General features: G+C 60.5%; 18 protein-coding genes. 7 read left to right on the plus strand and 11 right to left on the minus strand.

Going from position 1 to position 19,378, the window contains the following annotated elements:
* Positions 1–23: 23 nt before the first annotated feature.
* The 6 genes from GR198_RS23175 to GR198_RS23200 all read right to left on the minus strand — a co-directional run bounded on the left by GR198_RS23175 (position 24) and on the right by GR198_RS23200 (position 7,010).
* Complete coding sequence (locus GR198_RS23175; RefSeq protein WP_029873508.1) at positions 24–968, minus strand: ABC transporter substrate-binding protein; 945 nt, start codon at positions 966–968, stop codon at positions 24–26.
* A gap of 92 nt (positions 969–1,060) precedes the next feature.
* Complete coding sequence (locus GR198_RS36145; protein ID WP_080658222.1) at positions 1,061–2,836, minus strand: amino acid ABC transporter permease/ATP-binding protein; 1,776 nt, start codon at positions 2,834–2,836, stop codon at positions 1,061–1,063.
* A 39-nt stretch (positions 2,837–2,875) separates the two neighbouring features.
* On the minus strand, positions 2,876–3,430 hold the full coding sequence (locus GR198_RS23185; protein WP_029873509.1) for a GNAT family N-acetyltransferase: 555 nt from the start codon (positions 3,428–3,430) through the stop codon (positions 2,876–2,878).
* Complete coding sequence (locus GR198_RS23190) at positions 3,427–4,626, minus strand: M20 aminoacylase family protein (RefSeq protein ID WP_029873510.1); 1,200 nt, start codon at positions 4,624–4,626, stop codon at positions 3,427–3,429. Before GR198_RS23190 ends, GR198_RS23185 begins: the two co-directional genes overlap by 4 nt.
* Positions 4,627–4,643: 17 nt before the next feature.
* Positions 4,644–5,993 (minus strand): LLM class flavin-dependent oxidoreductase, encoded by a 1,350-nt coding sequence (locus GR198_RS23195; RefSeq protein WP_029873511.1) that lies wholly within the window; start codon positions 5,991–5,993, stop codon positions 4,644–4,646.
* A gap of 24 nt (positions 5,994–6,017) precedes the next feature.
* A complete protein-coding gene (locus GR198_RS23200; protein ID WP_164069635.1) occupies positions 6,018–7,010 on the minus strand; it encodes an LLM class flavin-dependent oxidoreductase in 993 nt (330 codons plus the stop codon).
* Positions 7,011–7,230: 220 nt separating this feature from the next.
* On the opposite strand from GR198_RS23200, the gene GR198_RS23205 reads away from it, so the two are divergent.
* Positions 7,231–7,512: a type II toxin-antitoxin system Phd/YefM family antitoxin gene (locus GR198_RS23205; protein WP_003591561.1), complete on the plus strand. Its 282-nt coding sequence runs from the start codon at positions 7,231–7,233 to the stop codon at positions 7,510–7,512.
* Entirely contained in the window at positions 7,512–7,838 is a 327-nt protein-coding gene (locus tag GR198_RS23210; RefSeq protein ID WP_029873513.1) for a type II toxin-antitoxin system RelE/ParE family toxin, read from the plus strand. The genes GR198_RS23205 and GR198_RS23210 overlap by 1 nt, the downstream gene beginning before the upstream one ends.
* A gap of 29 nt (positions 7,839–7,867) precedes the next feature.
* On the opposite strand, the gene repC is transcribed toward GR198_RS23210, so the two are convergent.
* The 5 genes from repC to GR198_RS23230 form a co-directional block, all read right to left on the minus strand.
* Positions 7,868–9,163, minus strand: a complete 1,296-nt coding sequence (gene repC, locus GR198_RS23215) for a plasmid replication protein RepC (protein ID WP_029873514.1) — start codon at positions 9,161–9,163, stop codon at positions 7,868–7,870.
* Between the two features lie 199 nt (positions 9,164–9,362).
* A complete protein-coding gene (gene repB / locus GR198_RS23220) occupies positions 9,363–10,352 on the minus strand; it encodes a plasmid partitioning protein RepB (protein WP_029873515.1) in 990 nt (329 codons plus the stop codon).
* On the minus strand, positions 10,349–11,566 hold the full coding sequence (gene repA / locus GR198_RS23225; RefSeq protein WP_164069636.1) for a plasmid partitioning protein RepA: 1,218 nt from the start codon (positions 11,564–11,566) through the stop codon (positions 10,349–10,351). The genes repB and repA overlap by 4 nt, the downstream gene beginning before the upstream one ends.
* Positions 11,567–11,828: 262 nt before the next feature.
* Positions 11,829–12,005, minus strand: a complete 177-nt coding sequence (locus GR198_RS35505; RefSeq protein WP_204337199.1) for a hypothetical protein — start codon at positions 12,003–12,005, stop codon at positions 11,829–11,831.
* A gap of 853 nt (positions 12,006–12,858) precedes the next feature.
* Positions 12,859–13,944 (minus strand): ROK family protein, encoded by a 1,086-nt coding sequence (locus GR198_RS23230; protein WP_164053640.1) that lies wholly within the window; start codon positions 13,942–13,944, stop codon positions 12,859–12,861.
* Positions 13,945–14,068: 124 nt separating this feature from the next.
* On the opposite strand from GR198_RS23230, the gene otsB reads away from it, so the two are divergent.
* From otsB to GR198_RS23255, 5 genes are all read left to right on the plus strand, one after another.
* A complete protein-coding gene (gene otsB, locus GR198_RS23235; protein ID WP_204337200.1) occupies positions 14,069–14,848 on the plus strand; it encodes a trehalose-phosphatase in 780 nt (259 codons plus the stop codon).
* Positions 14,849–15,043: 195 nt separating this feature from the next.
* Positions 15,044–15,928, plus strand: a complete 885-nt coding sequence (locus GR198_RS23240; protein WP_029873520.1) for a helix-turn-helix domain-containing protein — start codon at positions 15,044–15,046, stop codon at positions 15,926–15,928.
* 220 nt (positions 15,929–16,148) lie between these two features.
* Positions 16,149–17,222, plus strand: a complete 1,074-nt coding sequence (locus GR198_RS23245) for an ABC transporter substrate-binding protein (protein WP_029873521.1) — start codon at positions 16,149–16,151, stop codon at positions 17,220–17,222.
* 71 nt (positions 17,223–17,293) lie between these two features.
* Complete coding sequence (locus tag GR198_RS23250) at positions 17,294–18,115, plus strand: ATP-binding cassette domain-containing protein (RefSeq protein ID WP_164069638.1); 822 nt, start codon at positions 17,294–17,296, stop codon at positions 18,113–18,115.
* Positions 18,112–19,371 (plus strand): sugar ABC transporter permease, encoded by a 1,260-nt coding sequence (locus GR198_RS23255; protein ID WP_164069639.1) that lies wholly within the window; start codon positions 18,112–18,114, stop codon positions 19,369–19,371. The genes GR198_RS23250 and GR198_RS23255 overlap by 4 nt, the downstream gene beginning before the upstream one ends.
* Positions 19,372–19,378: the final 7 nt, after the last annotated feature.

Raw genomic sequence — 19,378 nt, forward strand, 5'->3', positions numbered from 1 at the left:
TGCCGCCGGCCTATAGGAACGGATCAGGAGCCGCTCTTCGGCAGGCCGGGCGGGTTGGTCTGGGCCTTGTCGATCGCTTCGGGATCGAGGTTCCATGTATCGAGAATCTTCCGATAGGCGCCGCTGGCGATCAGATCATTGACGACATCGGTCAAGGGCGCCGCCAGGCCGCTGCCCTTGCGTGTGGTGACGGCAATCTCGGCCGTGATCGGCCAACCGCCGCTGACGGTACCGACGAGCTTGGTCTTGCCGTTTATCCCCGCCGAATAGGCCTGCGTCGCGTTCACGCTGAAAACGGTGTCTGCTCTGCCGGACTGAACGGCGAGATCCTTGACTGCGTCGTCGTCATAATATTGCACCTCGATCGGTTTCAGGCCGGCAGCGACGTTCTCGCGATCCCACTCCAGCAGGATCTTCTCCTGGTTGGTGCCCGCATCGGTGATCACCTTCAGGCCGGCAATATCCTTCGGCTGCTTGATCGCCGTGATCGGACTGTCAACTTTGACGTAGAAGCCAAGCTCGTCCTTGCGGTAGGTCGACAAATCGAATTTCTCCTTGCGTTCTTCCGTGACGGTCACGTTGGAGATCACCGCGTCAAACTTTCCGGAGGTCAGCCCCAGCGGCCAATCGGCCCAGGCGACGGAAACCAACTCGAGCTTCAGACCCAGGCTGTCGGCGATGGCCTGCGCCAGATCGACGTCGTAACCGATAACTGTCTTGGAATCGGAGGCATAATCATGCAGCGGCAGATTGCCGCTCGAGCTGATGCCGACGGTGAAGACGCCGCTTTCGACGAACTTGAAGTCCTTGACTTCGGCAATGCGCTTCTCGTTCTTTTCCACCCGCAACCGGTTCGGCTGCTCGGGGCTGAGATCGAACTTCTGCTGCGCCTGCGCGGAACCGAAACCGATCGCGGTCATGGTGACGGCTCCCGCTATCAGAAGCCTTGCCCTAACTGTAAATGTCATGCCCCTTCTCCATTTCATCTTTAGGTTGTGGTTGTTGTCATTCGGCCGGAGCAGCCCGTCGCGGCCCGGCATTTCGCCAGCGCTATCAGGCGCTAGAGAACCTTGGCGAGGAATTCCCGCGTACGGGGATGTTCCGCTTGTGCGAAGATGCGAGCCGGCGGGCCAGCCTCCAGGATGCGGCCGCTGTCCATGAAGACGACGCTGTCGGCGACTTCGCGGGCAAAACCGACCTCATGGGTGACGATGACGAGCGTCGTGCCGGTGCGGGCAAGTTCCTTGATGACGTCGAGCACTTCGCCGACGAGCTCCGGATCGAGCGCCGAGGTCGGCTCGTCGAAGAGCAGCACCTTCGGGCGGAGCGCCAGGGCGCGGGCAATCGCCACACGCTGCTGCTGGCCGCCGGAAAGCTGGCGCGGATAGGCGTTGATCTTGTCGCTGAGGCCGATGCGTGCCAGCAGCTCCTGCGCCAGTTGCACGGCGTCCTCGCGGCCCGCGCCGCGAACCTGGATCGGTGCCTCGATGAGGTTTTCCAGCACGGTCAGATGCGGGAAGAGATTGAAGCTCTGGAAGACCATGCCGATATCGGCGCGGCGTTTAAGGATGTCCTTCTCCTTAAGCTCGTAGAGCGTGTCGCCCTTCCTGCTGTAACCGACGAAATCGCCGTCGACCGAAATAAAGCCTTCATCGACACGCTCCAGATGGTTGATGGCGCGCAGAAGCGTCGACTTGCCCGAGCCGGACGGACCGAGGATGGCGGTCACGCTGCCGGCTGGAAGGCTGAGTTCGACATCATCGAGCACTTTCAGCGAACCGAAGCTCTTCGAGATACCGTGAATACGCACCGCGCCGCCTGCGGCCCGCAGCGTCGCCGCATCCCGGAAACCGATCTTGCGCACGCTGTCGGCCGCCGTCTCGAGGACAGGCAGCGGACGGCGGAAACGATCGAAGAATGCCTGGAAGGGCAACGGCGTCGGGTTGCGCACGGCACCCCTGGAGAAATAGCGCTCTATGTAGCGCTGAGCGATCGACAGCACCGTCATGATGATCAGGTACCAGACGGTCGCGACCATCAGCAGCGGAATGACCTCGAGATTGCGGCGGTAGATCACCTGAACCGTATAGAAGAGTTCCGGCAACGCCAGCACGTAGACCATGGAGGTGCTCTTCGCCAGACCGATGAGTTCGTTGAAGCCGGTCGGCAGGATCGAGCGCATGGCCTGCGGCAACACGATGCGGAAGGCCTGGCGGCGGCGCGGCAGACCGAGTGCGGCGGCGGCCTCCAGCTGTCCGTGATCCACCGAGAGAATACCGCCGCGCACGATCTCGGCGAAGAAGGCCGACTGGTTGAGCGTCAGGCCAAGGAAGGCGGCGGCAAAGGGCGTCAGCAGCTGCACTGTCGGATAATCGAGGAAGACGGTATCGGTGAAGGGAATGCCGATCTTGATCGTCTCGTAGAGATAGCCGAGATTGTTCAAGATCAGCAGCAGTACGATGACCGGGATCGAGCGCAGCAGCCAGATATAGCCCCAGGAAAGGCCGGAGAGCAGCGGCGACTTGGAAACGCGGGCGAGCGCCAGAGCCGTTCCGAGGATGGAGCCGGATATGGCAGCAAGCACGGTCAAAAGCAGCGTCCTGCCGAGACCGACGAGCACTGGTTCGGCAAAGAACCATTCGGCAAAGACGCTCCAACCCCAGCGCGGATTGGTGAAGATGGAATAGAGCACGGCGATGATGACGAAGGCAGCAAAGATCGTGCCTGCCAACCGACCCGGATGACGCGCCGGCACGATGCGGTAACCGGAATAATCCTTCGATTCTGCCGTCCTGCTGCCGGGGTCGATGCCGGCGAAATCCGTCGTCAGTGCCATGGTGCTTCCCCTTTTTATGATTGTCGGTCTTTGCCGTTTTCAGAAGTTTGCGCCGGCCGCGCGCAGGCGCGGTTCGGCATCTTCGAGAGTCCGCTGGGCGAGATGGGTGATGTCCTTCTCGAAGGGCAGGCTCTTGTAAATTTCGGGATCAGCGGAGGTGTCGAAGAGAGCGGTGTAGCCATAGTTCAGATAGAGGCCGACGGCTTCGGGCTGGCGAAAGCCGGTCGTCAGGTAGATGCGGGAATAGCCTTGGCGGGCGGCCTGGGACTCCAGTTCCACCAGCACCTTGCGGGCAAGGCCCTGACGGCGCAGATCGGAGCGCGTCCAGATGCGTTTGAACTCGGCCGTGCGTTCGTCATAGTTCTTGAAGGCGCCGCCACCGATGGTCTCGCCATTGCGGGTCAACAGTAGAAAGTTGCCGTCAGGCGGCGCAAAAGCTTCGGGAAGATAGCGGTTGAGTTCAGCCGCAGCCCCTTCGGCATTAAAATAGTTGCCGTAGCGGCTGTCGTATTCATGGATCAATTCGTCGATCAGCGGCTTGGCGCGCGGGTCGAGAGGGCTGGTATAGAGAAACGTATCGCTCATATTCATCACCCGTTGTCATCAGTGAGGAAGGTTTCGGCGAGCCGCACCCAGTAACGGGCGGCCGGCGCAATGATCGCGTCGTTGAAATTGTAGTGGGCGCTGTGGAGGGGAGCGCTGTCGCCATTCCCGACGAAGAGGTAGCTGCCGGGATTTGCCTGCAGCATGAAGGCAAAATCCTCGCTCGCGGTTCTCGGCCGGAAATCCTTCTCGATCGCCGCCGGACCGAGTGCGTCGTGGGCGACATCGCGGGCAAAGGCCGTCTCGGCTGCGTGATTGACCAGTGCCGGAAAGCCGAGGCGGTAATTCACATCCGCCTCGGCGCCGAAGCTTTCGGCCTGGGCGCGGGCAAGTGCGGGAATGCGCTCTCGCAACAGCTGGCGGACGGTCTCGCTGAAGGCCCGCATGGTGAGCTGCATCTCGACGCTTTCCGGGATGACGTTCGAGGCGGAGCCGGCATGGATCGAGCCGACGGTGACGACCGCCATGTCCTGCGGATCGACATTGCGCGAGACGACACTCTGCAGCGCGGTAATGAAGGAGGCAGAAGCGAGCACCGGATCGACGGTCCGGTGCGGTTCGGCGCCATGGCCGCCCTTGCCGATGATCTTGATGATCGCCTTGTCGACCGAAGCCATGGCCGGGCCGGTGACGAAGCCGAATTGGCCCGTCGGCACACCCGGCCAATTGTGCAGCCCGAAGACCGCATCGACAGGAAAACGTTCGAACAGGCCTTCCGAGATCATCTTGCGGGCGCCGGCGCCGATTTCCTCGGCGGGCTGGAAGATCAGCCGCAGCGTGCCGCTGAAATTGCCGCTTTCGGCGAGATAATGCGCGGCGGCGAGCAGGATCGACGTATGCCCGTCATGGCCGCAGGCATGCATGACGCCCGGATTGCTGCTGGCATAGGCCAGACCGGTCGCCTCCTCGATCGGCAGGGCATCCATGTCGGCGCGAATACCAATCCGCCTTTTGCCGTCGCCGCGCCTGAGGGTGGCGACGATGCCGGTTCCGGCAATGCCCGTCGCCACCTCATAGCCCCAGGAGGAAAGGCGGGATGCCACGAGCTTGCTGGTCCTGAGCTCCTGGAACGCAAGCTCCGGATATTGGTGCAGGTCGTGGCGAAGCGCGATGATCTCGTCGAGACAGGCGGCGATACCTCTCTCGACCGGATCGTTGCTGCGCGAGTTGTGAGCGATGATGTTCATGACGGTTCGTCAGCGCTTCAGGCGCCGACAGCCTTTCCGCGCTCGACCTGGTCCGCGCCCGCCGCATACCGGCTTTCGCGGAAGGGAAGGCCCAGATGGTCGCGCAGCGTCTCGCCCTTCAGGACCGGGTCGAAATAACCGCGCTCGGTGAGAATGGGCAGAACATATCTGGAGAAGTCGTCGAAGCACTCGGCGATGACAGGAAAACCGAGGATGAAGCCGTCGGCGGCGCCGTGATCCACCCAGCGGATGATCTCGTCGGCAATATGTTCCGCCGTGCCGATGAAGGCCGTACGCGGCGTTGCCGAATCGAGCGCGACCTGGCGGAGCGTCAGGCGCTTCTGCCGCGCCGTCTTCTTGATGCGGTCGGTGGTGGCGCGGAAATTATTCCTGCCGATATCGCCGAGTTCGGGGAACGGCTCGTCGAGCGGATAAATGCTGAAATCGTGATGATCGAAGAAGCGACCGAGATAGAGCAGCGCCTCCTCTGTCGTGACGAGGTTGCGGATCGCCTGGTACTTGGCGTCCGCCTCTTCCTGCGTCGCACCGACGATCGGTCCGATACCCGGATAAATGCCGACTTCCGCGGCACTGCGGCCATGCACAATCACGCTGTCCTTGAGCTGGCGGTAGAAGGCCTGCGCCTCCTCAAACGGCCCGCCATTGGTGAAGACAGCGTCGGCATGTTTACCGGCGAGCCTGATGCCGGAATCCGAGGCGCCAGCCTGGAACACGACCGGCTGGCCCTGCTTGGAGCGACCGATATTGAGCGGCCCCTCGACGCGGAAGAAGCGGCCCTTGTGGTTGAGGCGATGCATCTTCGTCTTGTCGACAAAGACGCCGGTCTCGCGGTTGCGGACGAAGGCGTCGTCATCCCAGGAATCCCACAGGCCCTTGATCGCATCGATATAATCCTCGGCGATCTCGTAGCGCAGTTCGTGCTCGGGATGTTCGCGGCTGTAATTGCGGGCCGATCCCTCGAGTGGCGAGGTCACGGCATTCCACCCTGCCCGGCCGCCGCTGATGAGATCGATCGAGGCGAACTGGCGGGCGATGGTGAAGGGATCGCTGTAGGAGGTCGAGACCGTACCGACGAGACCGATTTTCGAGGTCGAGGCGGCGAGCGCCGAGAGAATGGCGATCGGCTCGAAACGGTTGAGGAAATGCGGGATCGACTGCTCGTTGATGTAGAGCCCGTCGGCGACGAAGGCGAAAGCGATGCCGACGGCCTCGGCCTTGCGTGCCGTCTTGACGAAGAAGTCGAAATTGACGCTGGCATCGGCCGGTCCGCTTGGATGCTTCCAGGCGTTCATGTGACCGCCGGGACCCTGCAGCATGATGCCGAACGTGACGTGTTTCTGAGCCATGGGATCAATCCTTTTTGGAAACGGTCAGGCGACGAGGGAAAGCCGCTCTTTGGCGAGCAGCTCGATGGAAGCCAGGCGCTCGGCAACCGAAAGCGCCGGCGTGTTGAGCACGAACTCCTTGACCCCGTAGCGGCGGTGAAGTTCGTCCAGTTCCTTGCGGATCTGCTCCGCCGTGCCATGCAGCACGCTCGGCACCTTTTCCTCGATGCGGTAATCGGTGACGCCGGCCTGGCGGGCAAATTCGGCCGCCTGCTCCTTGCTGCCGACATTGACGGTCTGGCCGTTCGGCAGAAATATCTTGACGATGCGCAGCTTGCCGACGCGCTCGCGGGCATAGTCCTCGCTTTCGGCGGCAAAGGCTGCGAGCGCAAGGATCGGGCGCTTGCCGCCGGATGCCCGCTCATAGGCCTCGAAGGTCCTGCGCAGATTGTCGGGATCGCCATTCAGGTGACCGGCGAAAACAAGCTCCCAGCCCTTCTCGGCAGCAAGCTCGGCGCTTTCGACGCTGGCGCCGAGCAGAAAACGCTCGGGCGCAGTCGGCGGGAAAGGTGTTGCCTGCGCGCCGTCGTAATTCGGGTCGGCGGCGAGATAAGTATTGAGATCGGAAAGCTGGTTAGCGAAATCCGGCTTCCTGGCCGGATCGATGGCAAGCTGCAGGGCGCGCGTCGAGAGCGGAAATCCGCCCGGCGCCTTGCCGACACCGAGATCGACACGGCCGGGCGCTAGCGATGCCAGAAGATTGAAGGTCTCCGCAACCTTATAGGCGCTGTAGTGCTGCAGCATGACGCCGCCGGAGCCGATGCGGATCCTCGATGTCCTGGCAAGAAGGTAGGCGATCAGCGCCTCCGGCGCGGAACTCGCCAGATTGGACATGTTATGATGCTCGGCGACCCAGAAACGGTGATAACCGAGTTCCTCGGCCCGGGCGGCAATCTTTACCGTCGCCCGCAGCGCATCCGCGGCCGTTAGGCCCTGTTCGATCGGGCTTTTGTCGAGAAGACTGAGGAGGTAGGACATGGCACCACGATCCGATCCTTGGTTGCAAAGTTTAGTCTATAAAATCAGTAGACAAACTTCATTATAAGAAATGGCATTCTCTTTCGAACACGCTGAGTGAAAAAAACCGGCCGCACCCAATATGGAAAATCCCTGCCGGGGCCGTGTCTCACCGGGAGCGTAAGGCTTCTTTCAATCGACCACTTGATGGTCTATATTCTGGTCGAAAGGGAGTAAGTGAATGAAGCTGTCAGAACAGGTCAAGCCGATCAGCTACCTCAAGGCGCATGCGCCGGAGATCATCCGGACACTGAAGGATAATCCGCAGCCGGTCGTCATTACGCTTCACGGAGAGGCGAAAGCCATCCTTCAGGACGTCGGCCAATACGAAGAAACACAGGAGACGCTGGCGCTCCTGAAGGTGCTGGCGCTCACCAACCGGCAAGTCGAGGAGGGCAAACTGCGCCCCGCTGCGGAATCCTTCGCGCGCATCCGCAAACGTCTGGCAGACAGCCAATCCTGATGCCATATCGTGTTCTTTTCGCCGAGGACGCGGAACGCGACATCGAGGATCTTTATCGCTTTGTCGCTAGCCGCGACGGCGCCGAGACGGCAGAGCGCATTCTGACGGAGATCGAGAGCGCGTGTGCCGAGCTTGAAGAATTCCCCGCCCGCGGAAATATTCCGAAGGAGTTGGCGGGTATCGGAATTTCCGAATATCGGGAACTGCACCATAAGCCGTGGCGCATGATCTATCGGATCCTGGGCACGGATGTCGTCGTCTACTGCGTCGTAGACGGACGTCGTGACATGCAGGGTTTTCTGGAGCGAAGGCTTATCCGCGCTTAGCCACACGCTGCCCACACGGAGGCTGAACATTATCCAGCCTTCCGGCCGGCCGGGGCGTTTGCCCGCAGAAGCGCCATCAGCATCGGGCCGATCGCGAATTCTCCCTTTTCGCTTCGCCGCGTCAGGCCTCGAAGATAGCCACCGGCCGAATTGATGTGGCCGCCGCGCTCCAGGATGCATGCCATCACCGTCGCCGCGTTTTCCGGACCCATTACATTGGCGGCCTCTTCGTAGGCCGACGGACTGACGCCCAGCATCGATCGAACGATGACGGCTGCGGCCATCAGATCGCGCCAGTTGCGGATTACGCCATCCGGCCCATAGGCAAGGATTTCCGGGCAGGCCTGCAGAACCAGGCCGAGCGGGAAGGATTTCAGGCCGCCACCATCGTTGCGGCCGCCCGACTGCCGACTTTCCTCTTGCCGGCTCTGGGCTGCCTCCCTCCTCCCCTCTTCCAGCATCTCGGCCTCTCGCCCTTTGTCTTGCTCAGCCATCGCCCCCTGCTTCGGTTCGAAGCTTGGTTCAAGTTCAGAGGTAGATTCGGGATTTGAATTCTGTATGTGACGCTCAATATAATTGGCATTGCCGCGCTGTTTTGCTGGTTTAATCCGAATTTCCAATCGGTTAAGGATGTCCGTACGCAGCGCCTCCAATTCACGCAGCAGCAATTCAAGCTGTGCTGCCGTCGGCGTCCGCGGCAGGCCTTCGATCAGGTCCCTAAATTCGCCATGGAGACCTTGCCAATCCCCGGGGATCTCTTCTTCAACTGCCGCTTCGATCAGTTTTGCAATGTCACGGCGGCAAAGGGTGATGCGTTCACGCAGACGCTGGACATGCAGCCGCTCGGCCATCACTGCAGCCGCAAGCTGTTCGATCTCCTCGGCACGGGCAAGCAGCGGCGCCAGCGAGAAACCGAAAGCCTCGTTGACCTCCCCTGCCCTGTCTCTGCGGACATAACGCTTGCCATTGGGGCTATCCTTGCGCAGCAGAAGGCCTGCCTCGACGAGCGCGGCAAGATGGCGCCGGACGGTCTGTTCGGCCATACCATGCGTTCTGAGCGAAAGCTGGATATTCGACGGGAATACGATCAAGCCGTTTTCCTCAGCCAGCTCGTTCTTCGGATAAAAGCTCAAAAGCGCATTGAGCACGGCAAGCGCCCGATCGCCGATGCCAAGCCGCGGCTTTGCTTCGCACAGCGCGCGAAACAATTTCCACTTATCGACCGACTGATCCGGCTTGATCTCCCCGGCCATGACTTGGTTTGCAAGCATGCCAAGCGTCATCGACCGCCGCCCGAAGGGCGTCGTCACACTTCCGATTTCCATATCTTTCACCTCAACGAGGCAAAAGAAATCCGCTCACCAAAACGGCGCCAAAAACTCTTGACAGTGATTCTCGGAAGTGCGATTCTCGGAGGTGTTCAAGACTACGAGGAAAGCTTCCGTGACGGTGACGTTCGGGGGCTTTTTTCTTTTGCGCGTTATCTCCTATCCGGATTGTCAGCTGACAACCGGTCTAACTGCCTCATTTTCCCTCATTTTCCTCTTCGAACTCGGCGGCGAGGCCTATCAACCGCTGAGCCAGGAATTCCGAAAACGCCGCCGATCTGACGGTGATGCGAAAGGTTTTGCCGGAGCGGGCCACCAAAGCAAGCGGCGCGCCCCCTTGGGTTCGGAGCGTCTGCTCGGCCCGCTGCGGTGCGCTCTTCTCCTCCAGTGCCTTCCAGATGACATCGAAGCGGCTGTTGGTCTCCAACGCGTCGAAATCGGCGGCACTGACTGCGGCCCGCGCCTTCTTCTGTCCGCCCGTCTCTCTGAACTTCTCGGCAAACGCCAACCAGCGTGGACGGCCGACCTTGGGGGCCGGCCCGATGGCGAGAATGAGCTCGGGGTCGATCGTCTGAGCCACCTGCAGGAGCCTTGACGTTTCCGGCTTGTCTGTCGCCAGCGCCTTGGCAATCATGTCGCGGCTGAAGCCATGTTCATCCATGCGGCGTGCAAACAGTGCCCGCTCGATAAAACTCAAGTCGACACGCGGGCCATTTTCCTGACCCTGTGCAAGGATCAACTCTTCATCCGTGAGCTTTCGCACGACGGCCTTAACAGGAACCCCGATCTCCGCTGCCGCGCGCAGGCGCCTGTGGCCATAGGCGGCCTGGTAGTGCCCGGCCCTTACCGGGTCCGGCCGCACCAGGATCGGAACCTGCTGTCCGCTTTCCTGGATGGACTGCTTCAATCGCTCGAACTCGGCATCCTTATCGACCGGGATGCGGTCGCGGATGAAGGACATTTCGACGGTAGCCGGATCGATCTCCAGCACCTTGTCGCCGGAGGCCAGCGATTCGCGCAGCGCCTTGGCGGCGGCTGCTTCCTCTCCCAGCCGTCCAAGCGACAGGTTCATCGCCTTGACCGCTCCCGATGGCCGATGCGGCTGTTGCACGCTCGGCACCTCCGGCCGTGTCGGCTCGACGCCGCCGACCATGCTTTTCAGGATGTCTCGTCCTTTTGGGCTCATGTCCTGCTCCATGCACTGCGAATGAGTTGCTCGACCTCGGCATTGACGCTGTCGACGGATTCCACCCCGCGGTCATAGGTCTGGCGATGCATCGTCTCGCGTCCCGCCTCGTAGATTGTCTGCTTGGACAGGCCCGCATCCGAGACCGCTGTCGACTTGACCATCATCGAGGTCAGCACGCGCTCGCCGAACAGACTGCGCAGGAAGGCGACGATCTGCGCCTGCGGTCCATCATTGGCCTCATAGCGGGTGATCAGATAACGCATCCAATCATAATCGAGATTGCCGCCTGCCTGCTTGACCACGGCCAGAAGGTCGGAGGTCATCGTCAGGAACTGGTTCATCGACGCGACGTCGAGCATCTGCGGATGGACGGTGATGAGGACGGAGGTGGCGGCGCAGAGGGCAGACAGTGTCAGGAAGCCGAGGGTCGGCGGGCAATCGATGATGACGACGTCGTAGCTCTGCTCCAGCGAATGCAGCGCATTGCCGACCCGCATGAAGAACATGTCCTTGTCGTCGCGGTTGGTGTCGGCGAGCGCCTTTGGAGTATCGTGTTCGAACTCGTGCAGTTCGAGATTGCCGGGAATGAGATCGAGCCCCGGAAAATAGGTCTGGCGAACGATGTCGGCTACGTCGCGGCGCGTTTCGTCATATTTGATGGCACCGTAAAGCGTCTCGTTTTCGCCGACGTCGAATTCGGGCTGATATCCGAGCATCGCCGACATCGATGCCTGCGGATCGAGATCGACGGCGAGCACGCGGTAGCCGCGAAGAGCCAGGAACTGCGCCAGGTGGATGGATGTCGTCGTCTTGCCGGAGCCACCTTTGAAATTGGTGACGGCGATCACCTGGAGATGATCGCCCGGCCGGCGCATCGGCAGATAGGAGGGTTTGGTGCGCCCGAGATGGTGGCGCATCGCATGAATTTCCTCAAGCGAGAACACCCGTCGACCGGCTGCCGTCTTTTCGGGATTGATGCTTTCCACCTGGGCGGCGAGGTGGCGAACATAGCTGTCGGTGACGCCGAGCAGCTTGGCAGTCTCGGTGCTGCTGAACCGCCTTAGCGATTTGCGGGCGTCGGGCGAAAACAACCGCTCGAACAGCACCTGCAATTGGCTGCTGAGCATCGTCGAGTCCTGCGCGATCGTCTCGTCGATCGAGACTCGACTCGCTCTCTTGGCTTTCTCAACAATCGCGGCCTTATTCGGCATTCACGCAAATCCTGATAAATCGGGTCATTTTGCGCAAATGATCGTGAGTCTGCTGTTTCCGTCAAGCGATTTCTTGGTTAGCCAATAGATAACAGACAGGATTCAACGAAAAAATCATGTGGAATTCCGGAATCTTAGCTGAATTGTCAGCTGACAATGGCGGCGGTGTCCGCACCCGTCGATGCCAGACGCCAACGCCGTTGCCGACTCACCGGAAAACAACACCCGCTGCTTGGGCACGTCGGACCAGACAATCCATTTCTCATTTATAGACAGATGAACGGCATAGGCTTTCGGCTTCCATCCCGCGGACAGGTTCGTTGCCGGAGGACTTGTCACTTGTGTCCTGGGGTTCGGCATCGCGCCGTGGCTGCGCAAGGCCGAGCATTTGTTCGAGACGACCGGCATTGAGCGGAGCGCTTATTCCCTTGAAGTTCATGATCCATCTTTCGTCTGCGCATCGATTGCGTGAAGCCTTGGAGATAAGCGCAATTTGAAGCCGCCGAGAACCGCCCGCCGGCGTTATCACCATCTTTTCCAAGCAAGCGCGAAAGGGGAGGCGAGATATCCATCTTCAAGCGCCGAACTGAAACGCGGCCTTTGGTGGCGACGCTCGCCGCCTCGGATCTCGTCCACTTCGCAAAGATAGACGAGGCGCGCAGGCGCGGCCTGACATGCGAAAGGCTCCATCTACCGGTGCCGGCGAACTGGGCTTTCTCGACTCATGCGGCATCGCCAGAATTCGGAGACTCCGATTTGGGTTTTACCACGGGGAAGGGTGCTGCTGGGAACCAACGGGGGAGGGGACCCGCAGCCCAAATTTGCGTGCTGATCGAAGTCGGTGAAAAACTGGGAGCGGCTGGCGTCAAGGGGTTCCGGTTCGTTTGTACGGAGATCCGATGATCGCTAGGCCAGGTCGATGGCACCAGTCTAGTCACATGCCGGCAGTTGAGCGCGAGCAGGGTTGCAGACATCCGAGGCCGTCATCAACCGCCACGATGAATACACCGCGCGCTAGGCGAATCAGGTTTCGGCGAGTATCATCGACAGTGCTAGCAACGATCGTACCGAGAAATCCTGCTGACGTTATTGGTAGCCCGGGCGACCAGATCTCACCTCCATGTTGGCAAAGCCGCCGTCTTCTAGCGGAACTTATTGCCGAGTTCGCTTCCGTCCACGGAATTCCTTCTTGTTTACCTGCTATTTACCATAACGCGGCACGGCAACGCCCGCATCGCGCATCGCGTTCGATCCAGCGTTCCTTGCCTGGAGTGGAGCGAGGCAGGCAATCACTATCGCACCTTCGTTCCCTCGCGATTGGTAAAGTGCGCATTGCCCAACCCCGTGCCTATGGTCAGCACGGCCCATCTCGACACGTCGTTCATAAAAGGGATCTGCGACAACCCCTGCACGACTGCATCGTTGTGCATCATCACGAATGTGCTGTCGTCGCCAATCTCAGGAATGGCCTTCATCAGTGCGGCGGGAAGGTTGAAACTGTCGCTCTCCCAGTTTCCGCCCGGCAGGTTCTGTCCGCCGCGTTCGATGGAACCATCGGCTTTGATGATGCCGGGGCATGCGATCCCGATGATCGGCGCTGGCTTGAGATTGGCCTTCTCGGCCTTGCCGATCAGATCCCGCAACATCGCCGCCAACCGATCGATGGTGGCGGTGCGGCTTGGCTCATCGTCTGCATGACGCCAGATGGTGGATTCCCAGACGCTTGCATCCGCGAAATTCGGCACGTCGTCCTTTCCGAATTTAACCACGCCGGCACGAACGTTCGTGCCGCCGATATCGACGGCGAGGATCGCCTCGTGGCCCTTGAACATCCAGCGCGGCATCAGGTGGATCGCACCGATCAGTCCGGCCTCATCGGGGTGATGTACGATCGGCACGACTTCGACGTCGACGCCGGCCGCTTTAAGAATGACCATGGTCCTGGCGATTGTCAGTTCGCCAAAGTGGCTCCGACGAAAGCCGCCGCCAACGACGATGCGTTCTGTCTTTCCCCAGCCTTTGTCTTTCAGAAACTTGCCTATCACATCGGCAAAGTCTTGCGCAAAATCCTCCACTGCCCCCATGACCAACGCCGCCGCCGCCAAATCATCGCCCTTCAAAATAGCGTCGATTTTTTTCTTGGAGAGTTTCTCCGTCGCGGTCTTGCCGATCGGGTCGTCTCCAACCTTGCGGATGCGTTTTCTCCAATCGTCAAGCTTTTGTTGGAACGTCTTTTTATTGGCGTTGTCGCCAACGAAGCCATCCTTGTCACGCAGTTCGTTATTGTAATCGTCGATCGTCACCAATGGCAGGTTTAAAGCGCCATGTGCCAACGGGGCATTGATCTCATCACGGGGATCGGAACTGCTTTTGGCCATCAATGTACCTTCTACGGCGCGAGTGCTCGAACGGGCGGCGAGATACAACGCGAACTATCCTCTGGATGTTCCGGACTCTGAAAAATCACCTTGCCCTTGCCGGTTGGCGACCTAGCTTCAATGATTGCAGAGTTTGGAGAATGCCGTGCAGGACGATGCCGCTACACAGGAAATGCTTTCACTGGTCTTGGAAGAGCCCAATCACTGGGCGATGTTTCTCGATATCGACGGGACGCTGCTCAATCTTGCGCCCACGCCGGATGCGATCGAGGTCCCGGAGGCGCTTCCCGGACAACTTCATCGCCTGTCGAACAAGCTCGGCGGTGCCCTGGCGCTGGTCACCGGACGATCGCTTGCCTATGCAGACGAACTGTTCAAGCCCTTTGCATTTCCGACAGCAGGCCTGCACGGCGCGGAAATCAGGAACGCCGCAGGCATGCAGACGGTCGAGGCGACAGCGGAGTTTCAGGCCCTGAAGCATGCGCTGACCGCGGAAGCCGAGCACTATCCTGGAGTCTTGATCGAGGATAAAGGTGCGGCCGTTGCCGCCCATTACCGGCTCGCGCCCGAATATGAAAAGGTGCTCGAAGAGCGCATGCACTACTATGCGGAGCTCGCCGGGCCGAACTGGGCATTGCAGCTCGGCAAGATGGTATTCGAGCTGCGTCCGGCACGGTCGAGCAAGGGCGATGCGCTGGAGCGGTTCTTCCAGTCCGATCCCTTCAAGAACCGCTGCCCGATTACCATCGGCGATGACCTGACCGACGAGTCGATGTTTGCGATCGCGAATGCGCGTGGCGGCGTTTCGGTGCGTGTCGGCGCGATCGGCGCCCCGAGCTGTGCCACGAGCCGGCTGTCCTCTTCTGCGCTGGTCAGAAATGTCATTGCTGCCTTGGCCGCCTGAGGTACGCTGTTGGACGATGTGCACGATTGCTGTCGTCTTTACGCCGGCTGCGCGGCATTAATTGTCAAAAAAGTATCGGTTTGAGCCGGGAATCGTGGTGGCGGGCGTGACACGAGCCCATTACACTCCCCTTAACAATAGAGCCAAAAAGGGAATTTGGCGGCCGGCTTGGAACCGTCCTCGGAGGAGGAAACAATGGAACCTGACTTGGAAGTCATTCAGATCCGCCCGGGCGAATCTTTCGCAACGAAGGCGCATGGCTATCCCTACCATACGGTTCGTTGGCATTTTCACCCGGAATACGAACTTCATCTCGTCGTGGCGACAACAGGACGGTATTTCGTCGGCGACTTCATCGGCGAGTTCGAGCCTGGTAATCTTGTGCTTGCCGGGCCTAATCTTCCACATAACTGGATCAGCGATGTCCCGACGGGATCGAGCATCCCGCTTCGATGCCAGCTCATCCAGTTCAGCGAGAATTTCATCATCGACACGATGAAGGTGCTGGCCGAACTCGGCCCCTTCGAACCTGTTCTCGAAGCCTCCCGTCGCGGCGTGCTCTTCGGCGCCGAGACCAGCCGGCAGGTCGCACCTTTGATGAATGAGGTGCAGCAGGCGCAGGGTGTGCGCCGTATCGAGCTTTTCATGATGATCGTCGGCCTGCTCAGCCGCGCACAGGATGCGCAGCTTCTAGCCAGCCCGAGCTATCTGCCCGATCCCTCCGGTTACATGTCGGCCGGCATCAACAAAGCGCTCGCCTATATCAGGGAACACCTGACCAAATCCTTCGACGAAGCCGATCTCGCAGCGATTGCTGGACAATCGACAGGCGCCTTTTCGCGCGGCTTTCGCCGCCATACCGGCATGTCGCTGGTGCAATACGTCAAACGCCTGCGCATCAACCTGGCCTGCCAGATACTGATGAGCGATGACCGCGCATCGATCATCGATATCTGCTTCGAGGTCGGCTTCAACAATCTGTCTAACTTCAACCGGCAGTTTCTCGCGGAAAAAGGCATGACGCCGTCCCGTTTCCGACGGTTGTTGGGTGACAATATCAACGTGGCAAAGGCGGCCTAGAGGAGCCGAACGAGCACGTCCAAGGGACGAGGGAGGACGAGGAGGAGGAACGAAAACTGACACTGACTTGAACGCGGGCACGCGATGAGCGGCTCGTGATCGGAGATGCTTGTCCTCAAAAACGTCAAACCGCCGGGACAGGCGCGACCGTTCATTCAGCCGAACGGCCACAGCAGACAGTGCAAATCACGAATCTACATAATTTTTTCAACGGGAGGAGATGGAAATGATGAAATTCTCAACACAGGCGGCAGGCGCCGCGGTATTTGTCCTGTCCTTGCTGGGCGGTACTTCCGCCTTTGCGCAAACCGCCGTTTCGGATGCGACAGTGGCATTCCTCATGCCCGACCAGGGCTCGACCCGCTACGAGGAGCACGACCACCCGGGCTTTGTCGCGGAAATGAAGAAGCTTTGCGCGTCGTGCAAGGTTCTCTATCAGAACGCCGATGCCGATATCGCAAAACAGCAGCAACAGTTCAATTCGGCGATCACGCAAGGCGCCAAGGTCATCGTGCTCGACCCGGTGGATTCGGCGGCCGCCGCATCGCTCGTCCAGCTCGCACAGAGCCAGGGTGTCAAGGTCATTGCCTATGACCGCCCGATCCCGAAGGGGAAGGCCGATTTCTATGTCTCCTTCGACAATAAGGCGATCGGCAAGGCGATTGCGGAATCGCTCGTCCAGCATCTGAAGGCGCAGAAGGTGCCGACCGATGGCGGCGGCATTCTGCAGATCAACGGTTCACCGACCGATGCGGCTGCCGGGCTGATCAAGGACGGCATTCATGAGGGCCTGGCGAGCGGCGGATACAAGACGCTTGCCGAATTCGACACACCGAACTGGCAGCCCGCGAACGCCCAACAATGGGCGGGCGGTCAGATCACCCGCTTCGGCAAGCAGATCGTCGGCGTGGTCGCTGCCAATGACGGCACTGGCGGCGGCGCCATCGCAGCCTTCAAGGCGGCGGGTGTCGATCCGGTGCCGCCGGTAACCGGCAATGATGCGACGATCGCTGCGCTACAGCTGATCATAGCAGGGGATCAGTACAATACGATTTCCAAGCCGAGCGAAATCGTCGCCGCTGCAGCTGCCAACGTCGCCGTGAAGCTCCTGGCCGGAGAAACGATCAAGGCCGAAATGACGCTCTACGACACGCCCGCACAGCTCTTCGTACCGGCTGTCGTTACCGCCGAAAACCTCAAGGCCGAGATCATCGACAAGAAGATCAACACCGCCGAGGAGCTGTGCACCGGCCGCTATGCCGACGGCTGCAAGAAGCTCGGCATTACCAAGTAATCGAGCCAAGAGAAAGCGCGGCCGGGCCACCGGTCGCGCTTCCGATTTTCGCTTTTTCGAAAGGCCAGGCGATGTCTGAAACCTCTCATACTCCTGACCCTTCCCGTCAGCCTGTCCTCAGTCTGCGTGGAATATCGAAGAACTTCGGGGCGGTGTCGGCGCTCACCGATATCGAGCTCGATGTGTATGCTGGCGAGGTCGTGGCGCTCGTGGGCGATAACGGCGCCGGCAAATCGACGCTGGTCAAGATCCTGGCCGGTGTGCACCAGCCAAGCTCGGGCACGATCCTCTTCGAGGGCAAGCCGGTGAACCTGCCGAGCCCAAGTGCCGCTCTCGGGCTCGGCATTGCAACGGTGTTCCAGGATTTGGCACTTTGCGAAAATCTCGACGTCGTCGCCAATATCTTTCTCGGCAAGGAGCTCAGCCCCTATCAGCTCGATGAGGTCGCCATGGAGATCCGCGCCTGGCAGCTTCTGAACGAGCTTTCGGCCCGCATTCCAAGTGTGCGCGAGCCCGTCGCCTCACTGTCCGGCGGACAGCGCCAGACGGTGGCCATCGCCCGATCGCTGCTGCTCGAGCCGAAACTGATCATGCTCGACGAGCCGACCGCAGCGCTCGGCGTTGCCCAGACCGCCGAAGTGCTCGACCTCATCGAGCGCGTGCGGGAACGCGGCCTCGCCGTCATCATGATCAGCCACAATATGGAGGACGTTCGGGCCGTCGCCGATCGTATTGTCGTCCTTCGGCTCGGTCGCAACAATGGCACCATGCTGCCCGACGCGTCCAACGAGCAGCTCGTCAGCGCCATCACCGGCGCATCCAACAATTCCGTCTCCCGCCGCGCGATGCGCCGCAAGGCGCAAAGCCAGCAAAACGAGGAGGGCAGGCCATGATGAAGACCATCGAAAATGATCCGGCAGCACCTGCACTCCTCGACCGACGTGACGAAAGAGTGCACCATGACGATAGCCTTGCCGGCTCGATCCGCGCCTTTGGGGATCGCATCCGTTCCGGCGATCTCGGTTCGCTGCCGGTCATTGTCGGCCTGGCGATCATCTGGACCGTGTTCCAGGCGCTCAATCCGGTGTTTCTCTCGAGCAGCAACCTCGTCAACATGCTGTTCGACTGCTCGACGGTCGGCGTCATCTCACTGGGTATCGTCTGCATCCTGATGGTGGGTGAGATCGACCTTTCCGTCGGCTCCGTCAGCGGCTTCGCCTCTGCGCTGGTCGGCGTCTTCTGGGTCAACCAGGGCTGGCCGGTGGTTCTGGCGATCCTCGCCGCCATGATTGTCGGCGCCCTGATCGGCTCGCTCTACGCGTTTGTCTTCAACCGCTTCGGCATGCCGAGTTTCGTATCCACCCTGTCCGGGCTGCTCGCGGTTCTCGGCCTGCAGCTCTATATCCTCGGAGCGACCGGTTCGATCAATCTTCCCTATGGTTCATGGCTCGTGAGTTTCGGCCAGATCATGGTCATGCCGGATCCGGTCGCCTATCTGCTGGTGGCGCTTGCCGGCATTGCCTTCTTCTTCTCCAGCTACCGCACCTCGGCGCGCCGGCGGGCGGCCGGCCTGTCGGCGAAGTCGGCCCGCGGGCTGCTTCTGCGCGCCGTCATCATCACACTCGCCCTGGAAGCAGTCGCGTTCTATCTCAACCAATCGCGCGGCATTCCGTGGATGTTCGGCCTTTTCGTCGGGCTCACCGCCGCCATGAATTATGCGCTGACGCGCACCAAATGGGGACGCTCGATGCATGCCGTCGGCGGCAACAGGGAGGCTGCACGTCGTTCAGGCATCAACGTCTCGCGCATCTATACGAGCGCCTTCGTCATGTGCGCCCTGCTTGCGGCAACCGGCGGCGTTCTCTCCGCCGCACGGCTGGCGACGGCAAGTCAGCAGGCCGGCACCGGCGACGTCAATCTCAACGCCATCGCCGCAGCAGTCATCGGCGGCACGAGCCTGTTCGGCGGGCGAGGCAGTGCCTATTCAGCCCTTCTCGGCATCATCGTCATCCAGTCGATTGCCAGCGGGCTGACGCTTCTCGATCTGTCATCGTCACTTCGATACATGATCACCGGCGCTGTCCTTGCCGTCGCCGTCATCGTCGACTCGCTGGCACGCCGATCGCGGATCTCCCACGGCCGAGCCTAAACCAACC

It is taken from the genome of Rhizobium leguminosarum (genome assembly GCF_010668065.1).
Classification (GTDB): Bacteria; Pseudomonadota; Alphaproteobacteria; order Rhizobiales; family Rhizobiaceae; genus Rhizobium; species Rhizobium leguminosarum_S.